The organism is Pseudomonas sp. Irchel s3a12 (assembly GCF_900187485.1).
Classification (GTDB): Bacteria; Pseudomonadota; Gammaproteobacteria; order Pseudomonadales; family Pseudomonadaceae; genus Aquipseudomonas; species Aquipseudomonas neuropathica.
The window spans coordinates 53,972-75,331 of sequence record NZ_FYDN01000009.1; the positions used below are offsets into that span (position 1 = coordinate 53,972).

9 protein-coding genes are annotated in these 21,360 nt (G+C 58.9%); 5 read left to right on the forward strand and 4 right to left on the reverse strand.

What is annotated here, in order from left to right:
* Genes CKW14_RS16350 through CKW14_RS16370 form a run of 5 tightly spaced genes read left to right on the forward strand, consistent with a single transcriptional unit; the run spans position 1 to position 5,881 of the window.
* Complete coding sequence (locus tag CKW14_RS16350) at positions 1-945, forward strand: DUF58 domain-containing protein (RefSeq protein WP_095125662.1); 945 nt, start codon at positions 1-3, stop codon at positions 943-945.
* Complete coding sequence (locus CKW14_RS16355; RefSeq protein ID WP_038369283.1) at positions 942-1,439, forward strand: DUF4381 domain-containing protein; 498 nt, start codon at positions 942-944, stop codon at positions 1,437-1,439. Before CKW14_RS16350 ends, CKW14_RS16355 begins: the two co-directional genes overlap by 4 nt.
* The gene (locus CKW14_RS16360; protein WP_095125663.1) at positions 1,432-2,511 is read left to right on the forward strand and encodes a VWA domain-containing protein; all 1,080 of its coding nucleotides are present in this window, start codon (positions 1,432-1,434) and stop codon (positions 2,509-2,511) included. Before CKW14_RS16355 ends, CKW14_RS16360 begins: the two co-directional genes overlap by 8 nt.
* Positions 2,508-4,247 carry a tetratricopeptide repeat protein gene (locus CKW14_RS16365; protein ID WP_095125664.1) on the forward strand — a complete coding sequence of 580 codons (1,740 nt, stop codon included), beginning with the start codon at positions 2,508-2,510 and terminating at the stop codon, positions 4,245-4,247. The genes CKW14_RS16360 and CKW14_RS16365 overlap by 4 nt, the downstream gene beginning before the upstream one ends.
* Entirely contained in the window at positions 4,244-5,881 is a 1,638-nt protein-coding gene (locus CKW14_RS16370) for a BatD family protein (protein WP_095125665.1), read from the forward strand. Before CKW14_RS16365 ends, CKW14_RS16370 begins: the two co-directional genes overlap by 4 nt.
* Positions 5,882-5,993: 112 nt before the next feature.
* On the opposite strand, the gene CKW14_RS16375 is transcribed toward CKW14_RS16370, so the two are convergent.
* The 4 genes from CKW14_RS16375 to CKW14_RS16395 form a co-directional block, all read right to left on the reverse strand.
* On the reverse strand, positions 5,994-6,296 hold the full coding sequence (locus tag CKW14_RS16375; RefSeq protein ID WP_007916505.1) for a hypothetical protein: 303 nt from the start codon (positions 6,294-6,296) through the stop codon (positions 5,994-5,996).
* Between the two features lie 171 nt (positions 6,297-6,467).
* Positions 6,468-6,770 carry a hypothetical protein gene (locus CKW14_RS16380; RefSeq protein WP_095050112.1) on the reverse strand — a complete coding sequence of 101 codons (303 nt, stop codon included), beginning with the start codon at positions 6,768-6,770 and terminating at the stop codon, positions 6,468-6,470.
* Entirely contained in the window at positions 6,767-7,522 is a 756-nt protein-coding gene (locus CKW14_RS16385) for a DNA/RNA non-specific endonuclease (RefSeq protein ID WP_176471294.1), read from the reverse strand. The genes CKW14_RS16380 and CKW14_RS16385 overlap by 4 nt, the downstream gene beginning before the upstream one ends.
* A 602-nt stretch (positions 7,523-8,124) precedes the next feature.
* Positions 8,125-21,180, reverse strand: a complete 13,056-nt coding sequence (locus CKW14_RS16395) for a hemagglutinin repeat-containing protein (RefSeq protein ID WP_095125667.1) — start codon at positions 21,178-21,180, stop codon at positions 8,125-8,127.
* Positions 21,181-21,360: the final 180 nt, after the last annotated feature.

Here is a 21,360-nt window from a genome sequence, read left to right on the forward strand (position 1 = left end):
ATGAACGCCACCCTGCCGTCCGAACCGGGCATCCGCGTCAGCCTCGCCGAGCTGATCGAGATGCGCCACCGCGTGCGTGAAGTGCAGCTGTTTTCCACGCCGAGCCAGCGCAGCCCGCTGATCGGCCTGCATCACTCGAAATTCCGTGGCCGTGGCGTCGACTTCGATCAGGTGCGGGTTTATCAGGCCGGCGACGACGTGCGCACCATCGACTGGCGCGTAACGGCGCGCACGCAAGAGCCGCACACCAAGCTGTTCCATGAAGAACGCGAACGACCGATTTTCATCATGGTCGAGCAAAGCACACGGCTGTTTTTCGGCTCGGGGCTGATGTTCAAATCGGTACTGGCAGCGCAAGTAGCGGCGCTGATCGGCTGGGCCGCGCTCGGCCACAACGATCGCGTTGGCGGGCTGGTGTTCGGCGACAACGAGCACTACGAAATCAAACCGCGGCGCAGCAAACAGAGCCTGCTGCAATTGCTCAACCGCCTGGTCAAGGTCAACCAGTCGCTGCACAGCGAGCGCGAGCCGGATCGCGATGCGTTTGGCGTGGCGCTGCGCCGTGCCCGCGAAGTGCTGCGCCCGGGCAGTCTGGTGATCGTCATCTGTGACGAGCGCGCGTTGTCCGACAGCGCTGAACAACAATTGAGCCTGCTCTCGCGCCATTGCGATCTGTTGATGCTGCCGATTTCCGATCCCCTCGATCACGCCCTGCCCGCCGCCGGTCTTCTCCGATTCGCCGAACGCGGCGCGCAACTCGAACTCGATACGCTGAATTTCGACCTGCGCCAGACCTATCGCGCCCAGGCCGAAGCACGCATCGCGCGCTGGGAATTGCTCGCGCAGAAGCTGCGGGTATTGCTGATGCCGCTGAGCACGCAAAGCGAAATGGTCGAGCAGATGCGCGAATTCCTCAATCCGCAGCGTCCGGGGAAAGGTCGATGAACGGCCTCGAACAACTGCAACCGCTGATCTCGCCGCCACCGATTGCCTTCTGGCCGCCGGCACCAGGTTGGTGGCTGCTGCTTCTATTGCTGCCGCTGCTGGGTTTCGCTGTGTGGAAACTTCGCCGTTTCATTCCGATGAAGAAACGCCCGATTGTCCGCGCCGAGCAGCCGCTCGACCCAGTGCGCATTGCCGCCCTCGCCGAACTGGCGCAAATGCCCAAACCCTACGACGGTGCTCCGGCCGGGGCGTGGTTGCAGCAACTCAACGGCCTGCTCAAACGCCTGTGCCGCAACCACTATCCCTACAGCCAGAGCCACACCCTCAATGGGCGTAAATGGCTGGCCTTTCTCGACAACCGTTGCCCGGCGGCGGGCCTCACCCGTTGGATGGTGCTGGTCGAAGGCGCCTATAAACCGGAGTGCAAACTCGATGACAAAGCCATCGCCGGCCTGACCCAAGCGGTCGATACATGGATTCGCAAACATGTTTGAGTTCGCCTGGCCGTGGATCTTTGTGCTGGTGCCGCTGCCGTGGCTGATGCGTCTGGTGCTGCCAGTGGCCGACAGCGGCGAGCCCGCGCTGAAAGTCAGTTTCCTCGCCGATCTGGAAGGCCTCGCCCGCCGTCGCGCTCGCGCCAACCTGCCCGCGTGGCGTCAACAGGCGCCGTTCATGCTCTTGTGGCTGTTACTGCTGACCGCCGCCGCCCGCCCGCAATGGCTCGGCGAACCGCTGCCGATTGCTGCCAGTGGGCGTGATCTGCTGGTGGCGGTGGACGTGTCCGGTTCGATGGATTTCCCGGATATGCAGTGGCAGGACGAAGAAGTCAGTCGGCTGACGCTGGTGCAATATCTGCTCGGTGATTTCCTCGAAAGTCGCGATGGCGACCGCGTCGGTTTGATCCTGTTTGGCAGTCAGGCGTATCTGCAAGCGCCGCTGACGTTTGATCGCCGCACCGTGCGCGTCTGGCTCGACGAAGCGCGCATCGGCATTGCCGGCAAGAACACCGCCATCGGTGATGCCATCGGTCTGGCATTGAAACGCCTGCGCCTGCGTCCGGCGCAAAGCCGTGTGCTGATTCTGGTCACTGATGGCGCCAACAACGGCGGCGAGATCGATCCGCTGACGGCGGCAAAACTCGCTGCGAGCGAAGGCGTAAAAATCTATCCAATCGGGATTGGCGCCAACCCTGAGGACAGCGGTTCGACCGGCCTGCTCGGCGTCAATCCGAGTCTGGATCTCGACGAGCCGGCGCTCAAAGCCATCGCCGAAGTCACCGGTGGCCAGTATTTCCGTGCCCACGACGGCAAAGAACTGCAAGCAATCAAAGATACCTTGGACCAACTCGAACCCGTGACCCAACAACCGACCCAGGCCCGCCCGGCACAAGCTTTGTATCACTGGCCTCTGGCGCTGGCGCTGTGGTTGAGCCTGTTGCTGGTCGCGCGTGAATTGTGGCCGGACAACCCGCTGCAACGCCTGTTCACCAAGGAGCTGTATCTGCAAAGTCCGCTGCCTGACTGGCGTGAGCGCCTTAAGCGCTTGCGTCTGCGGAGGCGCCGATGATCGCGCTCTGGCCGCACTGGTTCCGTCCGTGGTGGTTGCTGTTGCTGCCGCTGCTGGGCTGGCTGATCTGGCAACTCTGGCATCGGCAGAAACGCGCCGGGCGCTGGCAGATGATTTTGCCGCCGGCGTTTCATGCCACCCTGCTCAGCGGCGGCAATGGTCGCGACAGCAAACTGCCGTGGGTTGCCCTTGGCGTGGCGTGGCTGCTGACGGTTCTGGCGCTGCTCGGACCGAGTTGGGAACGGGTCGAACAGACCAGCCAGAAACCCGCCGATCCGTTGGTGGTGGTACTGGAACTGACCCCGGAAATGCTCGCCACCGACTCGCCGCCGACGCGACTGGAACAGGCCCGGCGCAAGCTGTTCGACCTGTTGCAGGCGCGCAGCGATGCGCAGACCGCCATCGTCGTCTACGCCGGCAGCGCACACACGCTGGTGCCGCTGTCGGATGACCTGGCGACCAGCCGCAATCTGCTCGATGCGCTCAAGCCATCACTGATGCCGGAAAACGGCCATCGCGCCGATCTGGCCGTGAGTAAAGCACTGGCCTTGCTCAAACAAGGCGCGCTCGGTCAGGGGCGGATTCTGCTGATCGGCTCGTCGCTCGATGATGAAGAGCGCCAAGGCATTCGCCGCGCCCTCAACGGTGAGTCGGCACAACTGCTGATGCTCGGCGTCGGCACCGCCGAAGGTGCGCCAATCGCCCAAGAGGACGGCAGTTTCCTCAAGGACGAACAAGGCGCGATCCGCGTGCCGCAACTCGACAGTCCGGGCCTGAGCGCTTTCCTCAACAGCGTGGGCGGCGAATACCACCCTGCTCGCCTCGACGAAGCGGATCTTGGCGCGCTCGGTCTGCTCAACGGCCCGCGCAGTCTGCGCGACGATGGCCAGACCGTGCGCCTCGATACCTGGGCCGATCAAGGTTACTGGCTGCTGTTGCCGCTGTTATTGCTCGCGGCGTGCGCCGGGCGACGTGGCTGGTTGTTCTGCCTGCCTTTGTTCTTCTGCCTGCCGCAACCGAGCTACGCTTTTGACTTCGAGGATTTGTGGCTGCGCCCCGATCAACAGGGCCTGCACCTGCTCAAACAGAAACGCCCGGCCGAAGCCGCGCAACATTTCGACGATCACCAATGGCAAGGGGTGGCGTTGTACGAGGCCGGCGACTACAGTGGCGCCGCCCAGCGCTTCGCCGAAGGCAGCGATGCCCGCGCCCACTACAATCGTGGCAACGCCTTGGCGAAAAGCGGTGAGCTGGAAGCGGCAATCGACGCCTATGAACAGGCCCTGGAACTGCAACCGGATTTGCGTCCGGCGCAGACCAACAAGGCGCTGGTGGAAAACCTGCTCAAGCAGAAAAACACACCGCCGCCCGCCGAGCCGGACACCAAACCGAGCGAACAGCAAAGTCTGCCGGGCGACGAACCACCGCCAGCGACCGCACCGCCACCGGCGGTAAAAAGTGAAACCCAGAGCGAGGCGCAACCGACTGAATCGGCCAGCGAACCGCCACCGACTACACCGCCGCAGCCAGGCCCCAACGAGGTGCCGGGCAGCGACGAAGAAGAACAAACGGATACCGTGCCGACGCTGCGCCCGAGTGAAGACAACCTCGAAGGCGAGCAACGCCAGGCACTGGAACAATGGCTGGGCAAGATCCCGGATGATCCGGGCGAACTGCTGCGACGCAAATTCTGGTACGAACAGCAACAACATCAGGATCAGGAAAACACTCGATGACCCGCTTCACCGCTCTCTTGCTGCCCCTGCTGCTCTGCACGGCCACCGCCCAGGCGGCCGAGCTGACCGCCAGTGTGGATCGCAGTCGCCTGAACTCCGGCGAGACGGTCGAACTCACCCTCGAAACCAGCGACGTCACCCAGTTCGGCAAACCCGATTTGACCGCACTGGAAGCGTTGTTCGAAGTGCGCGGCACGCGGCAGGTCAACCAGCTCAACACCCTAAATGGCGACAACCGCGCAACCACGCGCTGGATCATCACCCTGCTGCCGAAGGAGAACGGCAGCGTAGTGATCCCGCCGCTGCAACTGGGCGACGCGCAGAGCCAGCCGATTACCGTGCAAGTGGTCGAAAGCGACACCCGCGAGAACCAGAACAGCCTTGATCCGGTGTTCATCGAGGCCAGCCTCGATCAGTCCAGCGTGTATGTGCAGGCGCAGGCGATCCTGACGTTGCGCATCTACCACTCGGTGTCGCTGTACGACGACAGCAGCCTGACGCCGCTGCAAATCGCCGATGCGCGCATCGAACAGCTTGGCGACACGCGTACCTACGAAAAAGACCTCAACGGTGTGCGCCATGGCGTGATCGAAATGCGCTATGCGATCTACCCGCAGCACAGCGGTTTGCTGACCATCGCGCCGCAGACCTTCAGCGCCACACTGGTCGACACGCAGCCGTCTCAGGACACCAATGCGCAGGGGCCAAAGCCGGGCAAACTGATGCGCGTCAGTTCTGCTGAAATCCCCCTGACCGTCAAACCCAAACCCCTAACCTACCCGGTCGACGCGCCATGGCTGCCCGCGCGCAGTCTGAGCCTCAGCGAAAGCTGGAACCCGGAACCGGAACACACCCAGGTCGGCGACTCCCTGACCCGCAGCCTGACGTTGAAAGTGGAAGGTCTGGCTGCCTCGCAACTGCCAGCGCTGCCCGCCACCGACGTCAACGGCCTGCGCCGCTACCCCGACCAACCGGTGCTGAGCAACCAGAGCACTGACCGGGGCATTGTCGGCAGCCGCGAAGAACGCGAAGCGCTGGTGCCAAGCCGCAGCGGCGCCATCGACTTGCCGACCGTGGACGTAGTTTGGTGGAACACCTTCGAAGATCATCTGGAACACAGCAGCCTGCCCGCGCGCACCCTGCAAGTGGCCAACAACCCGAGCCTGCAAGTCGACACCCCGGCCGGCAACCTGCAAGTGAGCGCCGTCGATAACGACGTGTTGTGGTGGTGGAAACTCAGCACCCTGATCCTCGCCTGCACCACCCTCCTCGGCTTCGGCCTGTGGTGGCGCGCGCGCTGGCAACCGGCGGTGCACCGCGCCGCACAAACCGGCCCGAGCCCGCGCACTTTGATGGATGACATCAAGCGAGCGAGTCAGGCGAATGATCCGCAGGCGACGCGGCAGGCGCTGGATGCGTGGGCGCGGCAGCAGCCGGAGACACTGGCGGACATGGCAGCGCGGTTTGTGCCGTTGTCGGATGCGCTGGATGGGTTGAATGGAGCGCTGTACAGCGAGACGGGACAGCACTGGCAGGGTGAGGATTTGTGGCGGGCGATCCGCACGATTCCGGCGGCGGAACGGGTACAGGATCCGGTGGGTGACAGCGGGTTGCCGCCGCTTTATCCGAAGTAAAAGCAAAAGATCGCAGCCTTCGGCAACTCCTACAGAGGGTATGTGTAGGCGCTGCCAAAGGCTGCGATCTTTCGATTTTGCTTTAGGGATAAAAGGCTGAAGACAATCGGAATCAATAGTCGAATTTCGTTTTCACTTGTTCGCCTTCGCGATAGGAGAGAACAAATGCCTTCCAGGGCTCACCGCGAGCGACTGCATGCTCGTGTAATTTTTCTACAAGCGCATAGATTTTCGAATGGTTGAAATCAGTTTCAGCGTCCCAGATTTCTGAGCCATTTTTTTCAACGGCGAGGTCTGCCTCCATATAGTTACCCCCCCATTCAACGCGGTATCGAAAGGCGTCATAACCGTGAACAATTCCGGCCTCAACCAGCTGAAAAATGGCTGTCACAAGTTCAAAATCTTCAGCAATCACTCTCTCACCTCCGGAAATTGATTGTTCCAATCATCCCCTCTTCTAAGATCCCTCAGGGACAGACCACGTTTATTTAAACGGAGTCTGTCCCATTTATCCCATCAGATAGAAGGAAACGGGCAACCAGCCACACCCTGGCCTATCAAAAAAGATGAAATGCAGCGTCTCAAATCAATAATTGAATTTGGTCTTCACTTGCTCACCATCGCGATAAGACATGACAAAAGATTTCCAGGGCTCGCCACGCTGCACGGCATTCGCCTTTAAATCTTTTGCCAAAAAATACACGTCGGAGACATCGAAATCGATTTCAGCGTCCGTTACCTCAACTCCGTCTTTTTCGACTGTCAGTTCGGCCTCCATGAACCCTTCACCCATCTCTATCTCGTAACGGAAGGCGTCGTATCCGTGAACAATACCCTCGTGGACCATCTGAAAAATTTTTTTGACGATTTCTAGATCATCTGTAATCACTCGATTATCTCCGGTATTTTTCGGGCTTCGTTCTCAAACACTACAGACTTGGTCTTGCCATCAATCGTGTAAAACACTTGCAACGAATCAGGCCGAGAAGATCCTGGCTCTTCACGTTTGAACTTTATTCTCGTGAGGCCGACCGTTTTGGAAGGATCTTCAAGTGCTTCCTTGATTCTATTTTCATAGAACACCTTGTAAGCCGAATTGTTGAAGTTTCTGTCTTGCGGAAAGAGATTATAACCATCGCACGTGCCGCCCTGGCTACACGCCTGGGCATGCCCACCGACGTCAGTATCCCGGCCTTCTTTACCCGCTGCAGTCTGCCGCGGATCTCGAGGCACCTTTTCCTTGACCGGCGTGAAGGTCAATTCCTCCACCATCCCTTTGCTATTGGTCGTAAAGGTACTTCCATTATCAAGCTCATAACGGGTGTTGGGACTTCTGGCAGCAGGATTGTTGAGCAGTTCATATTCATGACTGCCTTTGACGGATTTGGCAGTCTCGACCTTCACCACGGCCTCGATATGAGGCTTCGCCCCGTCGCCGTGCCCAGAAGCTACAGGTGGCTTGCTCGTCGGCCCGTCTACCCACCCTTTGACCGGCGCATCACCAAACTCTTTTGCCCAGTCAGGATGCTTCGAATCGATCGTAATTGGATCAGAGACTTTCCCGCCGGTAGTCCCTTTGCCACCGACGACGCTGAAAACCTTGCCCGTGACGCTACCTGCCATGTTGGTTGCGGTGCCCAAGGCAATGTTCAGTAGCGTCGCCGCGCCTCGTACACGCATAAAAAGGGGACAGACCACGTTTTCGGAATATTTTCTAAACGTGGTCTGTCCCCATTTATCACAGGATCCGGTGGGTGACAGTGGGCTGCCGCCGCTTTATCCGAAGTGAAGATCAAAGGATCGCAGGCTTTGGCAACTTCTACACATATCTCTGTAGGAGCTGCCGAAGGCTGCGATCTTTTGATTCTGCTATCGATTAAACGTCACAACTGAAACCTCATCAGTCTCCAGCCCCCCAAATAATCGATAGCTATCCAATTCCCCGCGATGAGCCGTCAGCTGTTCATGCAACGCCTACCGCTGAACACTTTCCTCTTTAACGTATGAAGAGAAAACTCCACTGCCCTCATCTAAATGTAATCGACCACATTTCGAGCAGCGATATACAGTAGAAGCCCCATCATTTATCGCGTCATAAAATCCTTCCTCGGAGAGTCCACGAGTTGAAAGGATGCCACCTATAGCGTCTATCGTAGTCTCTGGAACCAGAGAATACTCGGATTCAGAAGTACCTTGGGACAGGTTAATCACATGACCGCAGATACAAGCGAATTTCGACATGACTATTTACCTCCTTGAGGTCGGTTAAAGCGAACAACAGAGCCATCGGCTTTCTGGAAAAATATCGTCTTGATGTTCTGAGCGTTCGACTTGCCCCACATACGACCCGCTATCGAAGACATATCCGCTGCGGAAATATCTGCCTGAACAATCACACCACTGGCCTGACTCGCTTTCTTTTCGATATTTTTCAGGATGTTTGAAGGATTAAGATTTTGTGGGGTATACACGTCAATCGGGCCTAGTCCTTCAATCATCAAATCAGCAGTACGTTGCCCCTGAATTCCTTGGGATGACGCGGTTGCGAGGAACGTAACATCATAACCCAGACGAGACAGATCCTCCCCGGCCCGAACCTCGTTTGCGTCAGGTATAGCACCTGACTCTGTCGTTATCGTTCCAGGCGTGCTGTACATATTGCCTGGCGATGGGCCTGGATTTACGGCTGGGGACGTAGTGCTCCACCCTTCCCCGTTTTCAATTGTGCTTCCCCCTGTGCTGCTTGGCGAGGAAGGCTCAATGGTATATCCGCCGGCGCTGACAGGATGAAGAACGTCAGTATCGACCACAGGATTGATCAACGTCCCGAATTTGGGATCCAGCATGTGTATCGGGAATGCCGTGCCCAGTATGGTTTCCCACAACTCTGAGGCCAACTTAACACGCTCTTGTAGTTGCAACCCTGCATCTTTAGTGGCTTCCATCAACGCATTCACCGCCTCGCGCATCGCCTCCTGGTTCTGCGGCGAAGCTGCAACTGTCAACAGCGCGCCGGCAAGCACGGCCAATGCACCTCCGGCTGCCACGACAGGTAGAAAGTGCGATTGCCCGGTTGCGGGTGTTTGCAGGCGCTTGAAGGCATACAGCAGGCTCAACGCCAAGTCGGGATTGGTCTCTGCAATTTGGTTGATACGGTCAATCATGGCTTGTGCCTCGGGAGACGAGGCGCCGTTCATCATGCTCGCGATCACTATCTTGATCGTTTCCTTTCGAGTGGATTCATTACGCATGCGCTTGAGAATCACCCGAGTAGCGGCTCGATTGGCCAGAACGAGATTCGCGCTATTGAATCCATTGCCAACCACGAAAGCGTTTGTGGCGAAGACCAGATCTACCAGTTTGTTCAACGACTCGAGGCTGTTCTCACCGTACTTCTCTGCATTTTCCACCCACTGATTGAATGTCTTTTCGGGATTCATGACAGCGCTGATCGAGGAGCTGCTCACGTAAAGATCAGTTCGGTGCTCGTCATCACGAGTCACCTCATAGGCTTTACCGACATTACGATTGAGCCCTGCGGTCGAATCCTGGCCAGTCTGCTTATCGTGGCGAACGACAATTTCACCCGTGCCTACCGTCGCATTGAGGGTTTGTTCACGATCCTTGTCGTATTTATAACCCTCTACCGCCCAACTGCTTTTACCATCGCCTTCCATCCCCTTGTTGGGTTTGTCGGCTTGGGAACCACCGCCACTACCGTAACTACCGCTGACGTTGAGGTAGTAACCGTGCTCGTTATCCTTACCGGTGATATTGCGATAGCCGAGGGTGTCGGTGTCGAGATTCAAATTGCCGTTGTCAGCGGTAATCACCGAGCCATCAAGTTGAGTATGTTTTTCGGTTCGGATATCAACGTTGCTTTTGCCACTGATGGTGGTCTGGTTTTCGACCCAATTGGTTTTCCCGGTTGTCTGCCCATAACCGAGCGAACCACTGACAGTCGCGCCGATACTCACCGCCACGGTAAGGCTAGCGTCAAGTTCCTTGCCTTCGACCTTACCGGTATTGGGCACCGAGGTCACAGTAAGGTTACGGCCGACATCCCCTGTAACTTCATCCCCTCGTAAAGTGGCACCGGCGATGTTGGTATCACGGCCGCTCTCAAAATTCAGGCCTTTGCCTGCATATAGATAGGCTTCTTGCTGCTCAACCCCTTGACGTTTGAGATCCCCCAAACCGACGTTGACGGAGCCGTAAAAGCCGAAGCCGTCCTGCCCGGCGATCACCCCGCCCTCAGCGCCCCAGCTACGACGACTATGGTCACTGCTGTAGGCATTCTGCGTGGACAAGATGTTCAGATCGTTGGCCGCCTTGAGATTTATATCGCGCTCGGCAATTGCCCTTGTGCCAATCAGCGTCAGATCGTTTTTGGCATCCAGGTTGATACTGCCACCGGCATTGAGTTGTGTCGGCGTGGAATTACCCTGAGTGGAATCCTCTTCGCTCGCGGCGTTGCTGATTCCAACACCAAGCTTGAAGCCCCCCGTTGTGCCACCCTTGAGGCCACCTTTGCTTTGAGTCTGATTGCCTTCGCTACCGTCAGCACCATGAGCAACGTCAAGCGTGATATCGCGACCGGAAATGTTGATGTTACGTCCAGCGTCAAACTTGCTGCCGTGAACCACGACGTTGTTACCCGCGTCGAGCGTGATGTCATTGGCTGCCGACAGTGTCGAAGGACGATTGGTAACCGATGTTTGCGTTCGGGTCTGGCTGATGCTCGACGCCCCGGCATGGCCATCGAACGTCGCCCCGGCGAAAAACTGGCCCAGGGTATCGACCGACTTCAATACACTCGAGCCTTTGCTGACGCCATCCTGTCCTTTACCGGTGCCTTGGAGGGTGTCGAGTGTATTGCCAATGTTGTAGGCGACCGTGGTCGTAGTACCGTTGCGTTTAATGCTGTCCCACGTGGTGATCGCTTCGGCCTGCTCTGCCGCATCAATGTTGATGTCACGCTCGGCATTAATCTTCAGATCGATGCCCGACTGCATGTCCGACCCTTGCAGATTGACGTCACGACCGGCGTTGACGTTAAGGTTCTGCCCGGCAGAAATCGAACTGCCCGCAGCGGTGTGCCCGCTGCTATTGACTCCGTTCTTGATGGTTTCATTGCCGACAAAAGTGCTGAACGCGTTGCTATCAATGGTTTGTTTGATGCCATAGCTTTTGTTGGTTTCCCAACTGTTATCGCGGTGTTCATCGGTGCTTGCAACCACGTTTACATCGCGGCCGGCATCGAGATTCGCATCGTGATTGGCATTGATGCCGCTGCCGATGATGTTGATGTCCCGAGTCGCTTTCAGTATTGCATCGTGACCGGCATTGATTTCGCTGCCGACACTCGTGGAACTCACGACTTCACGTCCGCCCTTGTGCGAAGCATTCGCCGTGATATCGGCGCCAGCACCGGGGGTGCCCGCAAACAGGCCAACGGTGTCCTTCAGAGACAGACCCAGCTTTTTCTTGAACTCTTCAGCGCGGCTGTAGGCTTCGTTGTCGGCGGAGGAAAGATTGATGTCACCCGTCTTATCCAGGAGTCCGGCGTGCAACTCTGCATTATTGTCGGCGTTGATGACGCTGGCATTGAGATTGATATCGCGGCCGCCGATGATAACGGCGTCGTGACCGGCATTGAGCTCGCTGCCGACCTGAGTAACGGCTGTTTGCAAATGGCTGCTGCCACTTTTCGACAGACCGAACAGACCGGTCTTGGTCTTCTTGCTGTAGGACCCGGACTCTTCTGTGGCGGAAAGAACGGCCACGTCCTTTGTCGCGCCCACAACCAGGTCATTACCTGCATTCAATTGACTGCCAATAATGGTGACGTTGCGCCCGCCATCAAGACTGACGCTGCCGTCTCCGTCCTTGGACGAATTGACGGTGAGATCGCGTCCGGCGTCGATCACCGAAGCAACGTTTTCGCTCTCATAACTTTCCGCCTGAGTGGTTTTGCTCCGGCCGAACGAGCCCTTTTTCTTCTTGTAGTAATAAGAAGAACTTTCGTCTTTGGCCGAGGCAACGGTGATGTCCTGAGCCGCATCGAGGCTGACATCTTCCGTAGCCTTGATCCGACTGGCGATGATGCCCAGGTCGTTACCCGCGTTCAGCGCGATATCGCGACCGGCGTTCAATACCGACGACTGTTGCGTGATGCTGTGAGTTTCGTTCGCGCGCTTCTTGCTGCGCGAGACGTAGTCACTCTCGTCGGCGGCCGAAGTAATCACAATGTCATGGCCTGAATCGACGCTGAGATCGCGCTTGGCATCCAGCCGACTGGCCACAATCGCCACGTCACGATCAGCACTGATCGACAGATCCCGCCCGGACTTCACTTCGGCGCCGTGCTGAGTGATCGTCTGATTGAGGAAATTGCTACCCCGCGCATCGGTGCTGCGATTCTGCACCGAGGTGATGTTCACATCACGATCAGCGTCGAGCGTCATGTCCCGACCGCTTTGCAGCACGCCGCCGATGTTGTTGATGTCTTTGCCGGATTTGATCGTCAGGTCATTGGCCGCTTCGATTCGCGCAGCGTTATTCAGATAGTCACGGTGGTACACACTGCCACCGCGGCTGACATCGACACTGGTCACATCACGCTGGTTGATCACACTGCCGTTGGTGGCCGTCAGGCTGACGTCCTTGCCGGAGATGATGCCGCCGGACTTGTTGATGATGTCGTTGCCGGCCTTCAGCGTGAGGCGTTCGCCAGCTTCGATCAGACCGGTGTTGGTGAGGTTGTTGCCGGCTTCGGCCGACAGGTTGTTGGAGGCTCGCAACGTGCCGGCGTTATCGAGGTTGTCGCCGGCAATGAGGGTTACGTCGCCGCCCTGAATCAACGCCCCGTTTGGCGCCAACCGATTATTGGCCTGCGCCAGATACAGCACCGGCACCAGTACCTTTTCGCCGTTCACTTCGTGCTCTTCGAGCCAGACGATGTCATGGGTCAGTGCCGCGACTTGTTGCGCGGTCAGGGTGACGCCCACCGACAGGTTGAGCTGATCCTTGCTGGCGATGGCGTTGTTCATCAGGTACTTGAACATGCCTTCGTCAGAGGTCTGGCCGTCGATGAAGCGTTGGCCCGTGCGGGCGACCACGGCCTGCTGCACCATGCGCTGCTCGAACAGACCATCGCCCAGACGTTTGGCACTGGTGTCGGGATCGTAGCCGAGCTTGCCCAGCAGATAGTCCGAGCTCATGAACTGCTTGAGGTTGGTCAGTACCGGGTTGGTTTCAATCAGGTATTTGTGCGGGTTGGAGCGCACGCTGGGGTCGGGCAAGCCTTGTACGCGCGGTACGTCAAAGGAAGGGCTGCCACGGCCGGGTACCAGCACGCCGACCGGACCGTCAGCGGCGGTTGCGCCAACGTTGAATTGAGCTGTTTTTTCGTTGAGATTCAGCGACGCGGCATCACTCAACGCCAGGTCGCGCTTTTTCATCGAGACCGGATCGTTCTTGTCGATCTGGAAATCGGTGGCATGTCTGACCGGCATTCCGGTGGTATGTCCAGAGGATGCTGCAGTGATCGAGCCGATTGCCCAGTCTTTGATCGGCGAGATCGCTTGTTCGCTGCCATCCTTACGGCTGAGGCGGAACAGACCGTTATCGCCCGTTGGCAGGGTGAAGCCCGGCAAGGCCAGTGGGTTGACCTGTTGTTGGGCCAGGTCTGGAGGAAGCTGGGCGTTGATGCGGATGACGGTCGGCGTGACCTGGCCGCCCAGTTGGGTAGAACCCAAACGCGATGCGCCACCGGCCGATGCGTTGCCGTTGCGAACCACACCGTTATCGAGTTTGTTGGTCGCGTTTATGTAAACGGTGCCGCCTGCCTGAACCACGGCGTTGGCATTCGCTGTCGGACTGCTTTCGGTAGTAAAGGTGTTGAAAGGTGTCGCGTTCTTGATGATGTCCGGGGCTTCTGCGCGCACGCCAGCGTCGTAGCCAGGAGGAGCGTAACGGAGATTCCCGGAATCGTATTCGATGGCGATCGAACCAAACAGAAGATACCTGATTGCCTCGCGACCACCTTGACGCCCGCCTATCCGGGTGAGTGATTCAACCGTATTCATATCCCACGTGTGAATATTGGGAACCATCCTGATCTTTCCGTTCACAACACCGGTTTGGCCCGAGTCATAATCCGGGTCGTTTGCGGCGTTGTAATTCAATACGTCCTGCCAAAAGTCCGGGCCCCTGCTCGCCCTGGGTGCATCAATCCAGCGCGTGATGGTGTAATCCCCGACCGTTGCCCCTTGGTTAGTGAAATTTTGTACGTTGAATGTCAAATCTCGACCGGCACTGACTGTCGAGGCGTTATTGATGAATTCGCGACCGTTGCCCGTCAGATTGCGCCCGGCCGTCAATGTGCCCGAAGCCGAATCCCTGACAATGGTTGAATGGTATTTTTCAACCCAGACCAAGTGGCTCGGCAGGCGACTCTCGAAGTTGATGCCGCTGAATGAAGTACACGTCGTGCAGCGAACGCCAATTGTTCCCGAAACGAGCCCGCCACCCGCAGCAACCTCAAACACATCCTTGCGGTTCTCGATGTGATCAGCCGCCAGACTCAGATCGCCAACACTTTCAATCGTTGCCGAAATGTTATTGATCGATGAACTCCAGCCATTGCTGTCATCGCGGGCAATGCTGATGTTGCCCATGCCATAAATATCGGCGTAACGGTTGGTGAGCGAGCCCACGCGCAGGTTCATGTCGCGGCCGCTGAAGATCAGTCCGTTCTGGTTGAGCAACGAATCACTGTTGATCCGCAGATTGCCGGCGCTGCCCAAGGTGCCGTTGTTGACCAACGACGCGGCATTGACGGTCAGGCTGTCGACCGAGGTGAGGCGGCCCAGATTGGTCAGGTTGCCACGGCTGGTGATCGTGGCAGTGGAGGCCCCGGTGATGCTCGCCACACTGCTCAAGTCAATGCGCGAAGCAGCAAGTCCCAGATCACCGACGCTGCTCACCCGACCATTGCCGCCGTAGTTGCCGGACAGCTGGATATCCATATTGCCATCGCTGGCGATCAAGCCCTCGTTGGTCCAGTTGCCACCACGTCCCACCAATTGATTGGAAGCCAGCAACTGCCCGCTCGCGGTCTGCACAAAATTGCCGACATTGACCGTCAACCGCCCGGCCTGAATCACGCTGCTGTTGATCCAGCTGTCGGCGTTCAGTGTCAGTCCGCCACGGGTGACCAGCGAGCCGCCGGCGTTCATCACGTTGGCGGTGGAGATGTCGAACTCACCCAGCCCGACATGCGTCACCGAGCCGCCGGCGTTGAGGAAGCTAGGCGCAGCGAGGGTGAAATCGGTGTTGGCGGTTTCCACCAGACCATTGCGGTTGTCGAACAGGCTGCCGATCTGGAAATCGGTTTTGCCGCTGGTGCCGAGCGCGCGCAGTTTGCCGCCCTGGTTGTCGAGATTGGCGGCGCGAATCGCCAGTGTGCTGGCGCTTTCGATCAGGCCGCTGCGGTTGCTCAGGTTGCCGTCGACACCCAGCTCGATACTGCTGCCGCTGATCTGGCCGTTGTTGTTGCTCATCAGGCCGGCGATGGTTTTCACCACGCCTTTGGCATAGATCCCGCCGCCGCTGTTGTCGAGGGTGTTGCCGCCGGCGTTGAGCAGGATGTTGCCGGTGTTGGCGGCGATCCGTCCGCCATCGCTGTAGATACCGCCGAGCGCTTGCAGGTCGAGGCGACTGCCCTCGATCTTGCCGCCCTGGCTGTTGCGCAACACGCCGGTCAAACGCGTTTGCAGCAGACCTTTGAGGCTTGAGAGCACCCCGCCTCGGCTGTCGAGGCTGGCAGCGTTGAGGGTCAGGTCGCCGTTCTGGGCGATGATTTTGCCGCCCTGGTTGTCGATCGCGCCGTTGCCGGTGTTCACGGTCAGCGCGGTCATGCTTTGCACCGCGCCTTTGGAGTTGTTCATCGCGGCGGCGGTGAGAGTCACGCCGGCATCGCGGCTGGACAGCAGGCCGTCGGCGTCGTTGCGCAACGTGCCGCCGGCGGTGAGGTCCAGTTGGCCGTTGGCCGAGACGGTGCCGCGCTGGCTGTTGTTCAGGTCGCCGCTGGTGAGCAGGCTCAGCAGGGTCTGGCTGATCAACTGGCCGCCTTGGTTGTCGACGCTGGCAGCGCGTTTGATCAGCAGCGCAGCGCCGCTGCCGAGTGCGCCATTGACGTTGCTCAGGGCGCCGAGCAGATCGAGGGTGACGCTGTCGTCACCGACCAGACTGCCCTTCGTATTGTTCAGCGGGCCGCCGGTGAAGGTCAGGGCTTTTTTCGCCATGACGTTGCCGGAGGTGTTGTTCAGGCTGGCCGCGCGGATGTCGAGGGTGTCGCCACTTTTGATCAAGCCTCCGGCAGCGTTATTGATCGCGCCGCCGGTCATGCTCAGGGTTTGTTTGCCGTCACTGCTGACCGTGCCAGCGGTGTTGTCGAGACTGGCGGCCTTGATGGTTACTTCGCCGAGGCCGCCGATGCCGCCCTTGCTGTGATTGAGCAAGGCGCCGCTGAGGTCGATGTTGACGTTGCCGAGCTGGCTGGAGATCGCGCCTTCCAGGCTGTTGTCGAGGGTGCCGCCGCTGAGGCTTGCGCCTTTCCAACCGGAAACCAGACCGTTCTGGTTGTTCAGATCGACCGCCGTCACGGTCAGTTGATCGTTGCTGATCAGGTTGCCGCCACGGTTATCGAAGCGGTTGCCGGTGAGGCTGAAGCTGTTGACGCTGGAGATTTCGCCTTGCTGGTTATTCAGGTCACGCACGGTGGCGATGCTCAGCACGCCTTTGCTGTTGATCACGCCGTTCTGGTTATTCAGGTCGCGCAGATGGGCAATGCTCAACACACCTTTGCTGCTGATCACACCGTCCTGGTTGTTCAGGTCCTGCGCGGTGGTGCCCAAGTCCATATTCAAGCCGGAAACGCCGACCAGCGTGCCGCCCTGATTGTTCAGACCGGTGCTGTTGAGGGTCAGTTGTTGCGCGGCGCGAATGCTGCCTTTGTTGGTGTTTTTCAGCAGGCCATCGACAGTCACCTCGATATCGCTGTCACTGAGCAACACGCCGCCATCGCTGTTATCCAGACTCGCCGCGCGAACCTGCAACGCCGCAGCGGCAATCGTGCCTTTGATCGAGGTCAGCGCCTTGTCGAGGGTCACGGTGAGTTTATGGTTGCTCAGCAGTTGGCCGCCGCTGTTGTCCAGCGATGTGGCGATCAGTTCAAAAGCCTTGTCGCTGGAAATCTCGCCGCCACGGTTGTTCACGTCGGAGAGGTTTTTCAGTAGTAACTGGTCCGGCGCGTTGATCACGCCGCCCTGGTTATTCAGCGCGCTGCCGTTCAGATCGACACTGACGGTGCCGCCGCTGAACAGTTTGCCGCCCTGCTGGTCGAGGCCTTGGATATTGGCGGTCAGCGTCTTGCCCGCGCCGAGGCTGCCTGCGGTGTTGGTCACCTGACCGGCATTGATCTCAACGTGGTCGGCCGCGTAAATATTCGCTTGGCTGTTGTTGAACTCGCCAGTGCTGATATTGAGGTTGGCCTTGCTGCTGATCACACCTTTTTGCTGGTTATCCAGCGCATCGCTGTTGACGGTCAGATCGCCATCGGTCAGCAGGCTGCCGCCCCGGTTGCTGATGGCGCCGCGCGTATCGACGGTGAGCGCTTTGGCGCTGGAGACCGTGCCGGCGTCGTTGTTGAGGCTAGCGGCGTTGATCGCCAAGGCGCCTTCGCTGACGACGCTGCCCTGTGCGTTGTTCAGCTCCCCGGAGAGGTTGATCACGAGGTCTTTCTGGCTGGTCAGGCGACCACTGTTTTCCAGTGTCTTACCGGTCAGTGTCAGCCCTGTGTCACCGGACAGCAGGCCTTTATTGCGGTTGATGACGTCGTTGACGGTCAGAGCCAGATTGCCTCCCGCGAGCATGTAGCCGCTGTCGCTGTTATCGAGCCAGGCGCCGATCAGACTGACATCGCTCTTGCTCGACAGCTCGCCGCTGCGGTTGTCGACACGCTCGACGTTGAGCTTCAGCGCATTAGTCGAACCGATCAGACCTTCCTGACGGTTATCCAGACTCGCGGCGATGATCGTCAGGCCGTTGTCGGCGATGACCACGCCGTTCTGGTTATCGAACATGCCAGTCACGCTGAAATCGACATCACCGCGTACGCGAATGTCACCGCTGCTGTTGTTCAAACTGTCGCTGCGACTGTCGAGGTTGGCGGAAGCAATCAGACCTTTGACGTTGCTCAACGCGCGCTCGATGACCAGAGTGAGCTTTTCATTGCTCAGCAACTTGCCGCCGTCGTTGTTCAAGCTTTGCGCGTTAACGCTCCAGGCCTTGGCAGCTGAGATTTCGCCGGCGCTGTTGTTGACGTCCTTGAGATTTTTCAGCAGCAGCTGGCCCGGCGTATGGATGTTGCCGCGCTGGTTATTGAGCAGACCGTTGTTCATGTCCAGGGTCAGGTCGCCGTTGCTGAACAGCTCGCCGCCGTCCTGCGCCAGCGAAGTCACCGAGACTTCGAGTTTCTGCTGACTGCCGAGGGTGCCGCCCGAGTTGTCCAGGTGCGCGGCGGTCAATAATAGTGAGCCATCGGTGGCGATACTGCCGCCCTGGCGGTTCTTCAACTCACCGGTAGTCAGGGTCGAATCAGCCTTGGCGCTGATGATGCCGTTGTCGCTGTTATCCAGACTGCCACTTTTAAAGGTAAGGCCTTTCTGCGAAACGATCAGGCCGCCCTGACTCAGCACGGAACCGCTGGCGGTCAGCGCCATCGCTTCAAGGCTCGACAGTTTGCCCAGACGGTTGTCGAGGCTGCCGGCGCTGAGGGTCATCTGCCCTTCGCTACTGATCAGGCCTTGCTGGTTGTCCATGGCCTCGTCGAAGGTCAGCCCGAGCGTGTTCTGGCTGACGATGCGCCCGCCAACGTTGCTCAGGCCGATGCCGCTGAGGGTGCTCGCGCCTTTGCTGAAAATCAGGCCGTTGCTGGCATTGATGATCTGCGCGACCTTCAGCGCCAGAGTGGTGTCAGACAGCACCTTGCCGCCATCGCTGTTGTCCAGCCGTGCGCCGTTGATGTGCAGGTCCAGCTGGCTGGAGAGTGTGCTGGCGCGGTTGTCGATCTGCTCGACATTGACGGTCAAAGTCTTGAGCGAACCAACCAGACTGTCCTGATGGCTATTGAGGGTTTTGCCGGTCAGCAGCAGATTGCCTTCGGCGACCAGTTCGCCGTGTTCTTGATTGAGGGTGTCGATGTTGGCGTCGATATCACCCTTGGCGGAAATCCGTCCGCCATCGTTGGTGACTGCTTTGGCTTTGAGGCTCAACAGACCGGTCGAAGTCAACAGGCCGCCATTGCTGTTATCCAGCGTGTTGCCGTCGAAGCTCAGCGCGGTCTTGCTTTCGAGGCGGCCCTTGTCGCGGTTGTCCAGGTTGTCGATCAGCAGTTTGGCGGCCTGATCGGCGCGAATCGTCCCGCCACGGTTGTCGGTGTTGGCGCTGCTGACGGTCAGGGTATCGAGGCTGGAAATCTTGCCGGCGCGGTTATCCAGGCGCGTGGCCTGCACGTCCATGGCGCCGTTGGCCTGGATCAGGCCCTTGTTCTGGTTGTTCAGTTGCTCGCTGATCCGCGTGGTCAGCGTGCCTTCGCTGGTCAACTGGCCTTGCTGGCTATTGTCGAGTTGTTGGGCTTTTAGCGTGAGGGTCTGTTTGGCGCCGATCTTGCCGGTGCGGTTGTTGATCGCGCCTAGGGCGCTGATGTCGAGCAGACGGCCGGCGCTCATCAGGCCGGCAACGTTGTCCAGCGAGGTGACGTTGAGAACCGCGTCGGTCTGGCTGCTGAGTTCGCCGCTGTTGTTGATCAACTGGCCGATGTTGGCGGTGAGGCTGGCGTTGCTGGTGATCACACCCTGACTGTTCAGCACCTGAGCGGCGTTGAGGTTCAGGGTGGTGTTGCTCTGCACTTTGCCGGCGTTGCGGTTGTCCAGTGTGCCGGCAGTGATGGCCGCGGTTTGCCCGCTGAGCGTGCCGCCCTGGTTGTTCAGGGTTTGCGCGGTGGTGACCGTCAGACTGCGGCTGGCGGTGAGGCTTTTGCCGGTGTTGTCGAGGTTCTGCGTGGTGAGGCTCAGGTCGCCGCTGGCATTGCGACTGCCGTCGGCATTGACGCCGGCTTCGATGGCGCCGGCGTTGGTCAGTTGGCCGCCGGCGCTGAGGTTAATGCTGTCGCGAGCCGCGAGGGTCTGGCGGTTGGTCAGGTTGCCCTGGGTTTGTACGTTGAGCGCGGTGCCGGCGTAAACCGGGCCGCGTGCGTCGAGGCTGGCCGCCTTGACGTTGACCGCGCCGGTGGCCGAGGTGTCGGCCAGACTCAGTTGGCCGTTGGCGTCGAGCTGGATATCGCCGCCGCTGGCAATCAGCTTGCCGTCGAGTTTCACCCCGACCCCGGCCTCGGTGCCGACCAGTTTGATCGCCCCGGCGTACATGCCGCCGAGTGCCGAGGAGTCGATGGCCAGTTGCGGCTTGGTGCTGCCGTCATCGGCGCGGGCGGTGGCATTCAGGGTTTGTGCGTTGACATCGTTGCGACCGGCGACAATCGTCAGGTTCTGCGCCTGAATCTCGGCGTTGATCTTCGCGCTGCGGGTGATGATTTCGAAGCGGTCGACATTGGTCGCGTTGAGTCCCGCGCCTTCAATAGCGACGCTGCCCTGATCAACTTGAAAGCGATCCAGCCGACCGTTGTCGAGCACTGGTTTGCCGGTGGTCAAAGTCACACGCGGTGAGTTGATGAAACCGCACCCGTTGCACGTGATGCCGTAAGGGTTGGCGACAATCACCCGCGCCGACTGCCCCGCCACTTCGGTGTAACCGCGCAACTGGCTCGGGTTGCCACTGATGACTTCGTTGAGAATCGCCTGTGCCGAACCGCTGTTTTTCAGGTTCGGGTTGTCGATGATGTGCCCGCCCAACTGCGTCAGATTATTCTGCGTCGAACCGTTGTTGAGAATCAGCCCCTGCGCGCCGACGTTGTAGTCGTGGAACTGGTTATGCGACAGCCCGCTGGCATTGGGCGTGGCGATATTGATGATCGGCACGCCGTTGCCGGCGCGATCCAGCGAGGTGTTCGGGTTGGCCACGACAATGCCGTCGGCCTGCGCCCACATCGGTTGCCAGAACATCACGTTCGCCAACAGGAACGCCAGGCCGCGCTTGGGCATGCCCAAAAAACGTTCACGGTCTTTCACGACCGCAGAAGGTTGGAGCGCAGGAAAGGCGTACTGGCGAACATCCATGTTGAAGGTCTCTTAGAACGGGCAACGATAGTCGGATTGAAGGCGAGCGCGATGCTTCCTGAACGGCACGAACCTTGATGCCGATCTGCGAAAAGCGGGAAAAGGGGGAGCAGCGCACTAGTATCAAAATAGTGGCGCGATATTAGATGGCCACTATTTTGGCGTCAATTTTTGAATCAC